The following is a 15,259-nucleotide window of genomic DNA, read 5'->3' on the forward strand; positions in this document are numbered from 1 at the left end:
GTATCGCAATACACATGGAGAACCTGAATGAGCAAAACGACCGCCCCAAAAGTACTTGATGATGCTCGCGGCCGCCTCGAGTTTATTTATGAGCGACTGGATGTTTCCGAGGATGCACGTCAGCGTTTAGCCCAGCCTCAGCGGGTGATTGAAACGGCGATTCCAGTGCGCATGGACAATGGCGCATTGCGCGTATTCCAAGGGTGGCGAGTGCAATACGACACGACCCGGGGGCCAGGAAAAGGGGGTATTCGATTTCATCCTGATGTGAATGTTGGAGAAGTGACGGCACTTAGTTTTTGGATGGCAATTAAGTGCGCTGTGGTAAATCTTCCCTATGGCGGCGCCAAGGGTGGGGTAAAAGTAGATCCGAAAAAACTATCAAGAATGGAGCTGGAACGTCTATCGCGGGGCTATATGCGGGCGATGTACGATATTTTAGGTCCGGATATGGATATTCCGGCCCCAGATGTGAATACCAACCCAACGATTATGGGGTGGATGGCAGACGAGTATTCAAATATTGCTCGTGGCCAATTACCCGGCGTAATTACCGGGAAACCACTGGGTCTTGGTGGTTCAGAGGGACGCATAGCGGCAACCGGCGATGGTGCCCTGCAAGTTCTAAAAATCTGGAGTGAACGAAATAATCGAGATCCATCGTCGATGACGGTGGCTATTCAGGGCTTTGGCAATGCCGGCTACTATTTTGCCTGCGCGGCACAAAAGCTTGGCTTTAAAGTTGTTGCTGTGTCGGACTCAAAAGGTGCGGTTTACTCCGATGAGGGCCTTGATGTGCATGCGATTTGGGAACATAAAAATCGCACCAAAGAATTAAAAGGAATCGTCTATTCGGAGAAATCGGTGGATGACGAGAAAGATGTCGATCATATCGATAACGATGAACTACTCACATTAGACGTGGATGTTCTTGCGCTTGCTGCATTAGAAAATCAAATCACCAAAGACAACGCAAAGGATATTCAAGCGGGTCTTGTTTTAGAAATTGCTAATGGCCCGGTAACGAGTAAAGCCGATGAAATACTCGCCGACCGTGGTATCCCAGTGTTACCGGATGTGCTGGTCAATACCGGTGGCGTGATTGTGAGTTACTTCGAGTGGATTCAGAATCGAACGGGTGATTACTGGACGGCAGAAGTAGTGGGCGAGCGCATGCGAGCGCGAATCGCCGAAGAAGCCGCCACCTGTTTTGATCTTGCTGAAAACGAAAATATTTCCTTTCGTAATGCGGCCTATATGCAAGGAATTCGGCGAATTACACAAGCCATGGACGACCGCGGAAATCAAGGCTATTTTAATGGCGATTAGCTAGCCAAAAAGCCGCGCCAATCACATCGATAAGTATCCTTTATTTGCTCCAGAACTGAAGAAAACCTCCCTAGTTCGGAGGTTTTCTTCAGGGTAGACGTGCTCGTTTGCAGCCCCATGAATGTTCTTCACAGTGTCCGTTGCCACTTCATTAAAGTGAGTCAAGATCAAGTAGCCAAGTGTTCGCCTGTTCTAATATGGCAGCACGATCTGCCTCTTTCCGTTTTTGCCATTGATTCACAATCAATCCCATGCGCGGATTATTCCGAAAACTTTCTACATTTTGATCAATAAAATGCCAATACAGGGTGTTAAACGGGCAACTCTTACTGCCGGTTTTTGCGTTCACATCGTAATGACATTGAGCACAGTGATCGCCCATTTTATTAATATAATTTCCAGATGACGCATAGGGTTTCGATGCCAATAGACCGCCATCGGCAAATAAGCTCATGCCATGGGTATTAGGTAACTCGACCCATTCAATGGCATCGATGTAAATACCTAGATACCACGCGTTCACTTGATCCGGGCTGATGCCTGTGAGTAATGCAAAATTGCCCGTCACCATTAAGCGTTGAATATGATGTGCGTATGCATAATCAAGTGATTGTGTGATAGCCCGCTGCATGCAACGCATTTTGGTATCGCCAGTCCAAAAGTATGCTGGCAGCTGGCGCTCATGATTAAAGTAGTTGAGCTCTTTATACTCGGGCATGAAATGCCAATAAATTAAACGAACATACTCCCGCCAACCGAGAATCTGGCGAATAAAGCCTTCTACTTGCGCGATGTTGATCGAGTCAGGATCTTTTTCATAGGCGGCTAAGACACGCTCAATTACTTCTTTAGGGCTGAGCATCTTTGTGTTCAAGCTAAAGGAAATGCGGGCGTGAAATAGCGACCAGCCCCGTTCGCTCAGTGCATCTTGATAGCGACCAAACTTAGGCAGGCAATGGCGGATGAAATGGCTCATTAACTCGCGTGCCTGTCGGCGACTTATCGGCCAGACCAACTCTTTAGGATCAGCATGGCCTATGGTTTTTACCTTCATTTTGGTTAGGGTCGCATCAATATGGCTTACATCATTTTTGAATGTTAATGGCTCGGGAATCGGCTCTTTATCAGGCAGTTTATTGCGGTTTTCGTGATCGAAATTCCATTGCCCCCCTATAGGCTTGTCGCCGTCCATGAGATAGCCAGTCTGCTGTCTCATTTGGCGATAAAAAACCTCCATGCGCAGAACCTTCTGAGGTTCTGTCGACTCGTTTTCCAGCTTTGGAAAATATTGGCTTAAGGCATCACGTTCAGTAAGGAAATGCTCGCTAGAGACGCAGGTGCGACTTATTCCTGAGGGTAACGGCATGGTTCGGAGCTGGTGGTCTAAACGATACTCATCAGGCTGCTGATAACTTAGCTGTTGAGCTCCCGTCAGATCGAGCAACCACGTGAGGTTGTCTGCGAGAGATTGCTTGTTTTCATCACTATCTAAACGCATATAAAACACGTCGTGAAGGGTACCTAACGCATCGGCAAAGGCGCGCATAGATGCAAAGAAGGCGAGAATCTTTTGTCGATGATGGGTGACATAATCAGTTTCTTGTCGCATCTCCATCATGACATAAAGTACTTCGCCCTCGTCATTATCGGCAAACCACGAGTGAGTAGCATTGAGTTGATCGCCCAGAATAAGTCGAATCTCCCGATAGGCACTGAGTGCTTTAGGGAGTTGTCGTGAATGATACCAAAGCGCCATGGTGTGAGTCCTAGATACTACTTCAGGTTTCGCGCTCGTCGGCAACGCTCAGAACAATACTTAATGTCACCCCAATGGTTTTCCCACTTTTTTCGCCAACTAAAAGGTCGATGACAGATTGGACATACCTTTGTGGGCAAATACATCTTGTTGTGGGGCACTGTGATTGCTCCAAGCTATCGGTAAACGGTCACAGAAGATTGGCGTTCAGATGCCAATCGCATTTCAAGATAGTGTAGACTACGTAGAAAATAGGCATTGGGTTCTTTTATTTATGCGATTAGATAGATTTTTATCAGAAACTACGGGAATGAGTCGTAAAGAAGCGACGCGCACACTTCATCGTAGCGAAATTACAATAAACGGTGACGTGGTAAAGAAAGGGGCAGTGCATGTTCCTGAAGATGCCGTGGTTGAGTGGAATGGTACAACGCTCACCCTCTTAGGGCCCACTTACATTATGTTCCACAAGCCGGTAGGGTGCATTTGTGCCAATGACGATCTGTCCCATGTGACGGTCTTCTCCTATCTTGATCTACCGAATCCGGAAAAGTTTCATACAGTCGGCCGTTTGGATCTGGATACATCGGGCTTACTGTTTGTGACTAACGATGGCCAGTGGTCACATCGTATTACCTCACCGAAACATGCATGTGAGAAAGTTTATCGCGCTCAGGTGAGTGAGCCACTGCTGCCGGAGCACGTTGAGGCCTTTAAGCAAGGCTTAAAGTTACATGGGGAAGTTGCCCTGACACAGCCAGCGCACTTGGAGATTATTTCAGCCCATGAAGCCTTAGTTACGCTTACCGAAGGCCGTTATCATCAAGTACGGCGGATGTTTGCTGCAGTTGGCAATAAGGTAGAAACGCTCCATCGGGAATCCATTGGCGGCGTTCAATTAGATACCGACCTCGAACCGGGCGAGTTTCGCGATTTAACCGCCGCTGAGGTTGCCCAGTTAGCGGGTTAATCTCTAATTAAACAAACAATCGCCGATACATGCGCTCCGCATAATCATCGGTCATCCCTGAAATATAATCACACAGAATTCGGTCAGCGCCTTGCTGACCGTGCTCTGAGAACGCCCGTTCCCATCGAGTACGTGTGTTTCGCGGGAGTAAACGGGTGGGCTCTGCGTGAAACGCGTCAAACAGATGCAGCAGCATATTCTGACTGCGGTAGCGCAGTTGCTGAATCGCCGGTTGATTAATGACGTGCTCAAAAACGACCGATTTCAATGCGTTTAAAAGTTCGCGCTGGGCCGTTGGCAGCCATGCGTTAAAACGAATTAAAGGCGACTCTGCGCTCGGTAGCACCTCATGAACATAGATTGCCGTGACAAATATATTCACCATGGCGCCAATAGCGTTTTTGCGTTGATGGTGAGCACTCGAGAAAAGCTGCTTACTCAAGTCGGTCATTAAGTCGCGTAACGGCGTATCGAGCGAGGAAATGACGGGGTCCATATGTGCATGCCACTGGGCTTCGCTAAGCGTGCCGGTGACCACGCCATCCTCAAGATCATGCACACCGTAGGCGATGTCATCAGCCAGTTCCATCATAGACGCGTCAAAAGATTTATAAACGGCGCGTTGCCATGGGGAGCGCTCCAGTTTATCAACCTGTTGAAAGAGTTCGCGGTCGCTACTGCTTAATGGCGCAAGAACCCAATCGAGAAGCGCTGCTTCTGATTTAAATACCGCTTTTGCTGGCTTCCATTCGGCCAACGACCGAGGATAAGCTTCGGTGGGTTGGCTGAATTCAGGCATCACGACCGGGTATTTTAGTAGTCCAAGTAGGGTGCGCCGGCACAAATCCATGCCATGATGCTCGTGATAGGATTCTAACCGACCCAGGATACGAAAGGTTTGCCCATTCCCCTCGAAGCCACCAGAACCTAGCATTTTGTAATTTAATGCCGTTTCACCACCGTGCCCAAACGGCGGGTGCCCGATGTCATGGGCAAGGCACAGGGCTTCCATTAAATTCTCATCTGGCAAAAGTTCGCGAATTGTAGCGTCGGCACTTTGCTTTAAATGATTAATCAATGAGCTGCCAATTTGCGCCGCTTCGAGACTATGAGTGAGACGGGTACGGTAAAAATCATTCTCACCCACGTTCATAATTTGGGTTTTCGACTGGAGGCGTCGAAAGGCGGCTGAATGAAGAATGCGGGCACGATCCCGTTGCCATGGGTTTCTTAAGTCTCCTGGACGGGTTGGTTCTGCCCCAGAACGGCGCGCTTGCCATTGTGCATCCATCCGCTTACCTTTTTTCATTGAGTGGCCTAGTGATGTTACGTGAATTTTCTGTCGCAATGCAACGAGGAACTAGCGATAGGCGGATAAATCAGCCAATAGCATATGTAATCGATGTTCCCCTTTCCCTAAGTGGTCTTTATATTCTGCGAGTGTTTGAAATCCTGCCTGGGAATACAAGGCCCAGGCCTGAGTATTATTAGGCGCTACCGTGAGTTCGATAGCATCTATGTTAAGTTTGGCTAAGTGCCTTAGCGACTCGTGCAATAGGCGTTTGCCGACACCTCGGCCGCGAGCATGGGGGCTGCTGAGCAGAGACATGCACCAGATGTGATTTTTACCTGCGCCGGGGGCGTATAAAATGTAACCCAGTACAGATTGGCTTGTGGAATGGTCCGTGTCATCTTCAGCGACAAAGAAGCCATGAGGCCACTGATGTAAGGCTTGCCAGAAAAATAGTTCAGGGTACCCCTCTCGGCCATATTCGGCATGCTCCATAACCGCTATTTCACCGATATCAGAAGCGTTAGCAAGGCGAACCTGTATCATTCAATTCTCCTTTTCAGTGACAACAAAACACCTTTATAACCTGAGATTACCATAACTATGGGTTTGCCTCGTAGTATTCATATAGGGTAGGTATCTGGTTGTAATCAATAAGTATTCAAAAAAAGGATGGTTATCTAGCAATTTATGCGAGAATCGAATACAAAGAGGTGAGTACGCCAATTGCGGGAGACTCTGATGATTTCACCCAACTTACGTAAGTTAGACTTAAACCTGTTGATTGTGCTCGATGTGCTGTTACAGGAACGCCATGTTTCGCGCACGGCTGAGAAACTAAATATGAGCCAGCCGGCGGTGAGCCGAGCGTTAACGAAATTACGTGAAGGGTTCGCCGATCCTTTATTAGTGCGTAGTGGTTTTGGAATGGTGTTAACCTCCAGAGCAGAGAAACTTGCCGCGGAGTTGAAGCCAGTTCTCCGCGATTTAAATCAGTTGGTGGAGCCCCCTGAGTTTGATCCAAAAACAGATGCGAGCCTGATCCGAATTACCGGCTTAGATCTCGAAGTGGGTTTGTATTTTCCTGCATTGATTCGTTACGTGCGTCAGCACGCTCCCCGCATGCGCTTTGAAGTTGTGCGTCAGCAGTCGGATAGTTTTCCCATGCTTGAGCGCGATGAAGTGCACTTTAGTTTAAGTGGCTTGCATCCGATAAATGCCGAGCATTCATTGCATCGGCGCCTTTTAGCGGAAGTCCCGGTGGTTTGCTTAATGTGGAACGAGCATCCGCTCGCCCATAAAGCTTTTACCGTGAAGGAATATGCGGCAGCTCCTCATGGTTTAGTCTCGATTACTGGGCATGGTCCCGGCTCAATGGATGACGTGTTAGCCAAAGTGGGTTTAAGCCGTAGTGTGGCAGTACGGCTTGCAGGCTTTACTTCGGTTGCCGACTTTCTTGAAGGCACCGATCTTATTTTTACATTACCTAAACCCCTTGCCGAACGTATTGCAGTGGGGCGTGATCTCGTGATTCGTGAATTACCTGAATTAATTCAACAACGTCCAGTAAAATTCTATTTGTATTGGCATGAGCGCTATCACCAAGACCCTCGCATAAAATGGTTGCGTGAACGTTTGGTTACCTTGATTGCAGAGCAAAACGACACTCGCTGAGATTGCGAAATGCTTGCCGAGTATCCCCGTATCAAGGTACAGTTTAGTTGTCTAGTTTTCACGGAGAGAACGATGAGTGCACAAGGAACCCGACAAACAGTTACCCGTCAATGGGAATTACTCAAGCAGCTGCCATCCCGCGGCCCTGGAATTACCAGTGGTGAACTCACCCAACGTTTAATTGACGAGGGGTTTGCCGTGAGTAAACGCACAGTGGAACGTGATCTTAGCGATTTAAGTTGTCTGTTTCCCATTCAATGCAACGACAAAAGTAGGCCCTTTGGTTGGTACTGGCTGCGCGATGCCAGTGTAGATTTGCCGGGAGTGTCCTTGGCAGAAGCCATGTCGTTAACCTTAGTAGAAGAAACCTTAAAACCCTTATTACCGCACTCGGTGCTTCAAGCGATCCAACCGCGCTTTGAGCTTGCTCGGGCGAAGCTGAATAGTTTGGGGACTAACCAAAAGCTTTTAAATTGGAGTAAGAAAGTAGCCCATGTGCCAGCCATGCTGACTCAGTTGCCTCCGGAAATTAATGAGGAGGTGCTCGACCAAGTGCAATTGGCGTTGCTGCACGAGCGCTGCGTTCACATTGCATATCACTCGATGGGCCATCCGGAAGCGAAGACCATGACGCTGCACCCGCTAGGTTTAGTTCAGCGCGGAACCGTCACCTACCTGATTGCTCGTGTGGAAGGTTATGACGACGTACGTATGTTTGCTCTGCAGCGGATCTCATCGGCACAGGTGCAAGAGGATGCCCCCTGTCATCCGCCTCAGTCATTTGATTTGCAAGCCTACGTGGAGCAGGGCGCTTTCCAGTTTAGTGCAGGGAAAACATTGGTATTGCGCGTCAAGATATACTCTGCAGATGTCGTTCGGCTACTTACGGAGAGTCCGTTGAGCAAGGATCAACGCATCACCAACCTAGGTGAGTATTCAACCTTAAGTGCAACGGTAAATGACTCCTGGCAGCTTCGCTGGTGGCTGCTTTCGTTAGCTGAGTTGGTGGAAGTACTTGAGCCTACTACGCTGCGTAAGGGCATCGCCGAACGGCTACAACAAGCGGCTAAGCGGTACAACGCAGCGCGGTCGTAGTTATGCGCTCGCGGGTTTGTTTGCCCGCGAGCTGGCGGTCAATTAGCCGGTGATTTTACGGATTAACGCGCGGCTAATTACCCTTATTTTATCTCGGGTTTCAAAGCGTTTTAAAGTGCTCTTCACTACCCCTTGGGTGAATCGCGTCCGTTTGCTGTAATCAATATGCACATCAACTAGCACTGTCTCGCCGTTGTCTGCTGCCTTTAAAGCGGCAGCAATGACTTGTTCACATGAGTCATTGCTGTTTAAAGCCATAAAACGACAATCGGTTGTTTCTGCAAGGGCCTTAATATTTAGCGGCTTTAATACCGTACAGGTTTTGCGGTTGTAAGGAATTTGCTGTGCCTGCGCGATCTGCGATAGTTCGCCGTCATTGAATACAAACACAACGCAACCCAACTCTAATTGGCTGGCAGTCGATAACTCTAATCCGGTCATCTTCAACGCGCCGTCGCCGACCACCCCGACAACCTGTCGATTGGGTTTGGCAAGTTTGGCGCCGATAACTGCAGGAATGCAGTAACCCATGGCATTAAAGTCACTTGGAGAAATAAACTGACGAGGCCCGTGAACAGGCATGAGTTCGGCCATGAGAAAGGTATGATTTCCGTCATCAGCAACAATAATGGCATCGTCATTTAGCTGTCGTCGTAACTCATCGAAAAAGATACCGGGATTGACCCGATCACCGCTGTTGTAGTTTAACCACTCTTTTTTATAACTCGCCTTTGCGTGGGCGATATCTTTTCTAATGTTGCTGCTATCGCGTGCATCCATCGATTCTTTCAGCGCGTTCAGGAGCAGCGGAACCGACTGCTTAGAGTCACCGCCCACGGCAATTTTCGCCGGGAAATTTGCGCTGAATACATCGGGGTTAATATCCAAATGAATAAGGTTATCTGGCACCGGCATACTGTAGCTTCCGGTCGGGATCTCGGCGAAGCGTGTACCAATGGCAAGTAGGCAATCGCAATCAGCAAAGGCTTGCGCTGCTGCAGGTACCGCGTAATCGCCAAAACCCATGCCTGTGTGTAGCGGGTGATTGCCCGGAAAGGCGCTAAGCCCTTGCAATGTAGTACATACCGGAGCGCCCAAGTATTCGGCTAACTCTATTAGTGCATTGCCTGCCGGAATTGCGCCCCAGCCCACAAATATACCGGGCTTTTTGGCACTACTTAACAGCTGTGCCGCCTGTTTGAGCAAGGTTTTATCCACTTGCGGTGTAGCAGAATTGCGTTCAAAGGCAGGCATGCCTTCAACGTCACCTAAAAAGTTACCAATATTGTAGGGCAGCTCCACAAAAACCGGACCAGGTTCTTGTGAGGTTGCGATGCGATAGGCTTCATAGATCGTTGGGATCACCTGAGCATGGCTCTCAATTCGGAACGTGGCTTTCGTGATGGGTGAGAGCAGGGTATGTTGGTCGATATCATGCAACTGGTATCTATGCCCACTTTGCGTATGAATTCCGCCCGAGATGATCAGCATTGGAATGCCGTCGAGGCCGGCTTCACCAATACCGCTTGCGGCGTGGGTAACGCCAGCTGCGGGCACAATGACCATAGTTCCAATGGTATCCCCCATGCGACTGACGGCGTCCGCCATAAACGCTCCACCGCCTTCGTGGGCGACAAGCACAGGATGGATTTGCTCAGAAGCATTTAGCTCATCATATAACTCGGTGTTATGCACCCCAGGGATACCAAAGGTATGTGTGATACCGAGCTGTTCAAGTGCATAACGTGCTAATGCAGCTCCTGATTTTTTCATAAAACGTCTCCCACTGCGCTAACGCGCGTAGTATTCCTCGGCGATTTATTCCGCCGCTGTTGTAATCGCCTTTATTGCCCGCCGGGCGTTAAAGATACAATTTGATAAAAACGTGCCCTCAAGGGAGCGAATTCCACTGATCCCACCGCCGCCAAATCCAGCCGCTTCACCTGCGGCGTAAAGACCAGAAATGGCAATGCCTTCCATGTTTAGCACCTGAGCGTTTAAATTCGTTTGCACGCCGCCCATACTTTTGCGGCTTATAATTCGTTCTCGAATCGCAATCAGCGGCCCCGCTTTAGGGTCGATAATTTTTTGAAATTTACATGTACGTAAGCGATCACTTCGCCACTGTCGAAGCTGCTGCAGGCGACGCAACTGATCGTCATTCCAGAAGCTGGCGCCCAAATTAATTTGCTGATCGTAGTGGGCGATGTCGGCACGCATTTGCTTCGCATCAATAGTGAAGTTCGGTTCAAGCTTTTGCATTTTCTCGATCAGCTGGTCGAGTGTATCTGCCATAACCACATCAGGGCAGTGAGTGGTGAGCCAATGCACTAACTTATGGTTCCCTCGCAATGTTTGCCAAATTACCTTCAACATTTTCTTATCTCGAAAATGCGGGTTTTCATCCGTGCCGGAAATGGCAAGTTCCTTTGCTGCAATACGCCAGTTCATGACTTGCCATGTAAATTGGCCCGGTTGCTGTCCTGTACGCTTGCACAGATCATGGGTGTCGAAGCCGGTGATCATCGGAGCCGGACCAATACGTGCCCCAATCGCATTAAACCAAAGCGCAGAGCGTGGAGGGATGAGACTCAAACCATGTTGAGGAAATTGGGGCTTGGGATGCGCTATTCCTGCTGCGTAATTCCACATGTATCCTAGATTAATCACCTGACCGCCAATATCTGATACGGCGTTATGCATAGAACCGTCAGCGGCAGGAGAAACGCCATTCAGAATGTTGTTAGGACATGTCCCATAGATAGGATCCCAATGGCGACGCACCTGCTCTAAATTTCCGTTGATCCCGCCGGAACATACCAGAGTCGATTTTGCCTGAACGGAAAACGCCTTTTCTTCAGAGTTTAGGCCCACACAACCGGAAACATGACGGTTGGAGATGGCAAGAGACTCGACACGATGCTCAAATAGTAAGGTGAGGCGATCATTATTTGCATGGTTGCGCAGCTGCTGAATCAGGGTTTGCACGATGCCACGACCGCATCCCCATGCAATGTGATAGCGAGGGCGAGAGTTGCCGTCGCCATAGTTGCCGCGCTCTACCCATTGTACCGCTGGAAAAAAGCGTATCCCTTTGTGCTGTAACCAATCATATATTTCAGTTTTGCAATGATATGCATATTCGTGAGCCCAGCGTTTTCCCCAAATATCGTTGTCGCCGAACTGTGCGGCATTACACCAATCTTGAAAGAGCAGCTCAGGCGAATCTTCGATGCCGTTTTTGCGTTGCTCCGGAGTATTAATCAGCAGCATGCCGCCGAACGCTTGATTCGCTTGTCCACCAAAGGCATCTTCAGATTCTGCATCAACCAGAGTCACACGTAGGTTCGCATCTAAAGCTTCAATGGCCGCGGTGATCCCAGCAAGGCCACCTCCAATAATCAATACATCGGAGCTATAATGATGCGGGTTGCTTTGCGACGTTAATGGCATTGAGGTTTCCACGTATATTTCTCGAAGTTTTTAGCCTAGATCAGGTATAGTTTTAACACTAATTCAACGGAATAACGACAATCCATGCTGACATCTCTCGCGAAAATCATACTGGCGCCCGCATTATTGAAACAAGCGCGCTATGTGCGCACTAATACCCCGCGCCTGCCTGAACCTGAAGGTCCGCGTGAAGGCGTGATTGCCGGCAACGCAGAATCGAAACCGCTGAGGATATTAATTGTGGGGGATTCTGCCGGTGCTGGGGTGGGGGTTGCGACTCAAGAGCATGCGTTAAGCGGCCAGTTGTTAAGTTGTTTACAGCAAACGTTCCCAGGCCGAGCAATTCACTGGTGTTTGTGGGCAAAAAATGGCGATACGACGGCGATGGCGCTGATCAAGTTACATATACGAGAAGCACGTGAGTTTGATGTAGTGGTGACATCGCTCGGGGTTAATGATGTTACTCGTAATATTTCTCCTTATCGATTTCGCCGCCAACAGCAGGCGTTAGTGGAATTATTAGCGAGTAAGTATGCGGCCAAGCACGTCATTCTTACTGCTGTGCCTCCCATGCATAGTTTTCCTGCGTTACCGCAACCACTGCGCTGGTTTCTCGGGCGTCAGGCGGAACGCCTAACCCGTGAACTAGATACCGTTGCAGCGGTAAATGATCACTGCGAAGTGTTGCATGTCGCATTTCCATTAGATCCCGAATTAATGGCAAGTGATGGTTTTCATCCGGGACAGAAGGGCTACCCACTCTGGGCAGACGCGATTGCCCGAAGAATTGCGGAGGCCAAATTATGAGCGACCAGAATAAGCAAACGCCATCGTCTTTTAGTAGCCCATCGGTCAGTTTTATTACCTTGGGTGTCGATGATTTAGAACGCTCAGTGGCTTTTTACCGGGATGGTTTAGGTTTTAAAACAAAGGGTATTGTTGGCAAGGAGATTGAAAACGGCGCCGTGGCGTTCTTTCATTTGCAGCCAGGATTGCGTTTAGCACTTTGGCCGCGACAGAGCATTGCTTTTGAACATCAACTCAGCCTAGGCCCGCGCGATCCTGCGGGAATGATGTTGGCGCATAATGTAACGACCGCCAGCGAAGTGGATAGCCTTATCGCCTGCGCTCGCGCCGCAGGTGCACCAATTTTACGAGAGCCTAAGCCATTCCCGTGGGGCGGCTACGGGGGCGTATTTGCCGACCCCGATGAGCACCTGTGGGAAATTGTTTGGAATCCCGGTCTGTCCGAACTCTAGATCCTAACTATACTTCTCTGCGTAACGAGGCAACAGCGAGGTGAGCTTGCTGATCTGAAACGACATTGTGCGGAGAAATAACATGAAATTATTAAAATTATGGCTAGGTTTCATTGCCCTCAGCATGGTTAGCTGCGTTTTGCTGACGTCAGCAGCGCAGGCAGGCTTGGTAGGCGAGTCCTATGTCTATGAAATTGATGGTATCGAATACGAAGGGTACGTTGCCTACAATAGTCGGCTCGAGCAATCCTTGGGCACTGTAATGATCGTGCATGATTGGAGTGGCCCGGATGATTATGAGAAGGCCCGCGCCGATCAATTAGCTGCCTTAGGCTATACCGCATTTGCCATCGATGTTTATGGGCGCGACCGGCAACCAACATCGGTTCAGGAGAATCAGCAGCGTGCGGCAGAGATGTATCAGAATCGAGAAGAATTTCGTAACAGACTGATGGCGGGTCTTGCTGAAATCGCGAATATTCCAGGAGGAACCGATAACGTTGTGGTGATCGGCTATTGCTTCGGTGGAGCGGCGGTACTCGAAATGGCCCGCGCTGGCGCGAAAGTACAAGGATTTGTGTCATTTCATGGCGGGTTATCACTTCCTGACGGACAAAATTATGCTGATGTGACGGCCCCTATTCTAATTTTGCACGGCTCTGCAGATCCGGTAACGGGTTCGAAAATGGATGATCTTGCTGCTCTACTTGATGCGCTCAATGAAGCAGGCGTAAGCCATAACGCCCATGTATATGGTGGTGCGCGTCATTCGTTTACAGTGCCGTGGAGTAGTGATTATCACTTAGATGCGGATCGCGCGAGCTGGCAGCAGTTTCAGCAGTTCTTAAAAGACACGCTTTAAACTGCGTCCTGTTATCAGTGGCCAAGGGGTGGTGCGTGCTTTATTAAAAGTATGGTATACACTAAATCGATTGGTTTTTCGGTTTTACTATTCGAGTGCTGTCGATGAATACATTAGAGTTAAAAATCCCACCCCTATTGCTCGTTCTGATCTTTATCATCGACATGCTGATATTGCGTTGGTTATTCCCACGTCCAAGTTTTAGCTTTCCCTCACAGTTTGAGTTGAGTATCGGCTTGGTTGCACTGGGCTTTTTGCTTCCGCTGTTGGGCTTTCTACAGTTTCGTAAACACAACACGACGGTAAATCCGGTTCAACCGGAAGAATCTAGCCACTTAGTGCGTAGTGGTATTTATAAAATGACTCGTAATCCCATGTATTTGGGTTTCTTTATAATTCTTTGTGGTGTGGCGGTGTACCTAGGCAATGTGGTGAGCTTGGTGATGTTGCCTTTGTTTATTTTGTATATGAACCGCTTCCAAATTATCCCAGAAGAGCGCATCTTAAGTGAGAAATTCGGCGAGGCGTTTACGCAATACATGAAGCAAGTTCGGCGCTGGATATAAACCTTGGTTAAAACGATGGGTATGGTGAGAGAAAGGATACTTACAATGAAAAAAATCGTGCTTTCTATAGCTTTTTTGGTGGTATTAAGTGGTTGCCAAAGTGTCGATACAGCAACCTATCCGTCGCAGCAGGAAGGTGATTTCGAACAACAGCTATTTGCCGCCATGGCCGGAGCCCAAGGGGAGATTACCCCTGAGCTTTTAGCCGTTATTGAGCAGTATCCGTTAGGTAGCTTTGAGAACCCGGTGCGCGCTTATATGCCACGCGGACAACAGGAGTATTTATCACGGCTACGCTGCAGAGATGGAAGTCGCGTTTCTTTTCGCCGAACCGGAAATGTAGGTGACGGGCCTTATGGCTCTATAGTGGATGTGTATCAGGTGGCGTGCTTCGTAGACAATGAGCTTGAAGTCACGGGCATATACATGGATATGTATCACAAAGATTATGTGGAATTGCGGGCTGTACCTAATTTCTTAGTGGTGCCCCCTCGCCCGCAAGTGAGTGACGATTAGTCCGTAAGTTTTACGGCTGCATCGGCGCCCACAACCGTTGTCCAAGGCCGGACTGTCCATGTGCCCACTAACCCATTCAGCACATAGGGGTCTGTTTCTGCAAAGGACTCAGCGACTCGACTGTTGTCACCTTGAAATAGTAAAACCGCCCCATCGACAGGCTCGGCAAGGGCGCCTCCGAGGACTAAATCACCCCGTTTAACCGCCGCACGGGCATGGGCAAGATGCGCATCGCGGAAGGCCTCGCGCTTTGCTACATAGTTATCTGCTAAGTCGGTATAGAAGAGTAAATAGTGCATTTGAACCTCTTACGTTAGATAAGATTATCGTACACACAAAGGTCGCAAATTTGAAAATAAAAAAGCCTGTCCGCAAGGACAGGCTTTCTTTAATAATGGTGCCCAGAGGCGGAATCGAACCACCGACACGGGGATTTTCAATCCCCTGCTCTACCGACTGAGCTATCTGGGCATGCCGTGCATCTTTCG

The 15,259-nt window shown here is 49.0% G+C and carries 16 protein-coding genes and 1 tRNA gene; 9 read left to right on the forward strand and 8 right to left on the reverse strand.

What is annotated here, in order from left to right; translation table 11 throughout:
- The first annotated feature begins 27 nt into the window (after positions 1 to 27).
- Complete coding sequence (locus tag HXZ99_RS10110) at positions 28 to 1,329, forward strand: Glu/Leu/Phe/Val family dehydrogenase (protein ID WP_194757184.1); 1,302 nt, start codon at positions 28 to 30, stop codon at positions 1,327 to 1,329.
- Positions 1,330 to 1,480: 151 nt separating this feature from the next.
- Here HXZ99_RS10110 and HXZ99_RS10115 read toward each other — a convergent pair whose 3' ends face one another.
- Together HXZ99_RS10115 and HXZ99_RS10120 are read right to left on the reverse strand one after the other, a co-directional pair.
- Positions 1,481 to 3,085 (reverse strand): cryptochrome/photolyase family protein, encoded by a 1,605-nt coding sequence (locus tag HXZ99_RS10115; protein ID WP_194757185.1) that lies wholly within the window; start codon positions 3,083 to 3,085, stop codon positions 1,481 to 1,483.
- A 17-nt stretch (positions 3,086 to 3,102) separates the two neighbouring features.
- Positions 3,103 to 3,231, reverse strand: coding sequence for a DUF2256 domain-containing protein (locus HXZ99_RS10120; RefSeq protein ID WP_194757274.1), 129 nt, complete (start codon positions 3,229 to 3,231; stop codon positions 3,103 to 3,105).
- Between the two features lie 128 nt (positions 3,232 to 3,359).
- On the opposite strand from HXZ99_RS10120, the gene rsuA reads away from it, so the two are divergent.
- Complete coding sequence (rsuA, locus tag HXZ99_RS10125) at positions 3,360 to 4,055, forward strand: 16S rRNA pseudouridine(516) synthase RsuA (protein ID WP_194757186.1); 696 nt, start codon at positions 3,360 to 3,362, stop codon at positions 4,053 to 4,055.
- A 7-nt stretch (positions 4,056 to 4,062) separates the two neighbouring features.
- Here rsuA and HXZ99_RS10130 read toward each other — a convergent pair whose 3' ends face one another.
- Positions 4,063 to 5,346, reverse strand: a complete 1,284-nt coding sequence (locus HXZ99_RS10130; protein WP_194757275.1) for an anti-phage deoxyguanosine triphosphatase — start codon at positions 5,344 to 5,346, stop codon at positions 4,063 to 4,065.
- Between the two features lie 69 nt (positions 5,347 to 5,415).
- The gene (locus HXZ99_RS10135) at positions 5,416 to 5,892 is read right to left on the reverse strand and encodes a GNAT family N-acetyltransferase (RefSeq protein ID WP_194757187.1); all 477 of its coding nucleotides are present in this window, start codon (positions 5,890 to 5,892) and stop codon (positions 5,416 to 5,418) included.
- Positions 5,893 to 6,087: 195 nt separating this feature from the next.
- Here HXZ99_RS10135 and HXZ99_RS10140 point away from each other — a divergent pair, with 195 nt between their 5' ends.
- Both HXZ99_RS10140 and HXZ99_RS10145 read left to right on the forward strand, forming a co-directional pair.
- The gene (locus HXZ99_RS10140) at positions 6,088 to 7,020 is read left to right on the forward strand and encodes a LysR family transcriptional regulator (RefSeq protein WP_194757188.1); all 933 of its coding nucleotides are present in this window, start codon (positions 6,088 to 6,090) and stop codon (positions 7,018 to 7,020) included.
- Between the two features lie 72 nt (positions 7,021 to 7,092).
- Positions 7,093 to 8,115 carry a helix-turn-helix transcriptional regulator gene (locus HXZ99_RS10145; protein WP_194757189.1) on the forward strand — a complete coding sequence of 341 codons (1,023 nt, stop codon included), beginning with the start codon at positions 7,093 to 7,095 and terminating at the stop codon, positions 8,113 to 8,115.
- A gap of 42 nt (positions 8,116 to 8,157) precedes the next feature.
- On the opposite strand, the gene HXZ99_RS10150 is transcribed toward HXZ99_RS10145, so the two are convergent.
- Positions 8,158 to 9,888 carry a thiamine pyrophosphate-binding protein gene (locus HXZ99_RS10150; RefSeq protein WP_194757190.1) on the reverse strand — a complete coding sequence of 577 codons (1,731 nt, stop codon included), beginning with the start codon at positions 9,886 to 9,888 and terminating at the stop codon, positions 8,158 to 8,160.
- Positions 9,889 to 9,933: 45 nt separating this feature from the next.
- Complete coding sequence (locus HXZ99_RS10155) at positions 9,934 to 11,568, reverse strand: FAD-binding dehydrogenase (RefSeq protein ID WP_194757191.1); 1,635 nt, start codon at positions 11,566 to 11,568, stop codon at positions 9,934 to 9,936.
- An 84-nt stretch (positions 11,569 to 11,652) separates the two neighbouring features.
- Between HXZ99_RS10155 and HXZ99_RS10160 the strand changes: the two genes are divergently transcribed.
- The 5 genes from HXZ99_RS10160 (at position 11,653) to HXZ99_RS10180 (ending at position 14,771) form a co-directional block, all read left to right on the forward strand.
- Complete coding sequence (locus HXZ99_RS10160; protein WP_194757192.1) at positions 11,653 to 12,375, forward strand: SGNH/GDSL hydrolase family protein; 723 nt, start codon at positions 11,653 to 11,655, stop codon at positions 12,373 to 12,375.
- Positions 12,372 to 12,827 carry a VOC family protein gene (locus tag HXZ99_RS10165; protein WP_194757193.1) on the forward strand — a complete coding sequence of 152 codons (456 nt, stop codon included), beginning with the start codon at positions 12,372 to 12,374 and terminating at the stop codon, positions 12,825 to 12,827. The genes HXZ99_RS10160 and HXZ99_RS10165 overlap by 4 nt, the downstream gene beginning before the upstream one ends.
- Positions 12,828 to 12,909: 82 nt before the next feature.
- A complete protein-coding gene (locus tag HXZ99_RS10170; RefSeq protein ID WP_194757194.1) occupies positions 12,910 to 13,689 on the forward strand; it encodes a dienelactone hydrolase family protein in 780 nt (259 codons plus the stop codon).
- A gap of 104 nt (positions 13,690 to 13,793) precedes the next feature.
- Positions 13,794 to 14,255, forward strand: a complete 462-nt coding sequence (locus HXZ99_RS10175; protein ID WP_194757195.1) for a methyltransferase family protein — start codon at positions 13,794 to 13,796, stop codon at positions 14,253 to 14,255.
- 45 nt (positions 14,256 to 14,300) lie between these two features.
- Complete coding sequence (locus HXZ99_RS10180; protein ID WP_194757196.1) at positions 14,301 to 14,771, forward strand: hypothetical protein; 471 nt, start codon at positions 14,301 to 14,303, stop codon at positions 14,769 to 14,771.
- On the opposite strand, the gene HXZ99_RS10185 is transcribed toward HXZ99_RS10180, so the two are convergent.
- A complete protein-coding gene (locus tag HXZ99_RS10185; protein WP_194757197.1) occupies positions 14,768 to 15,070 on the reverse strand; it encodes a YciI-like protein in 303 nt (100 codons plus the stop codon). The two genes, HXZ99_RS10180 and HXZ99_RS10185, sit on opposite strands and share 4 nt — an antisense overlap.
- Positions 15,071 to 15,166: 96 nt before the next feature.
- Positions 15,167 to 15,242, reverse strand: a tRNA-Phe gene (locus HXZ99_RS10190).
- Positions 15,243 to 15,259: the final 17 nt, after the last annotated feature.

The organism is Aliidiomarina indica (assembly GCF_015354615.1).
Lineage (GTDB): Bacteria > Pseudomonadota > Gammaproteobacteria > Enterobacterales > Alteromonadaceae > Aliidiomarina > Aliidiomarina indica.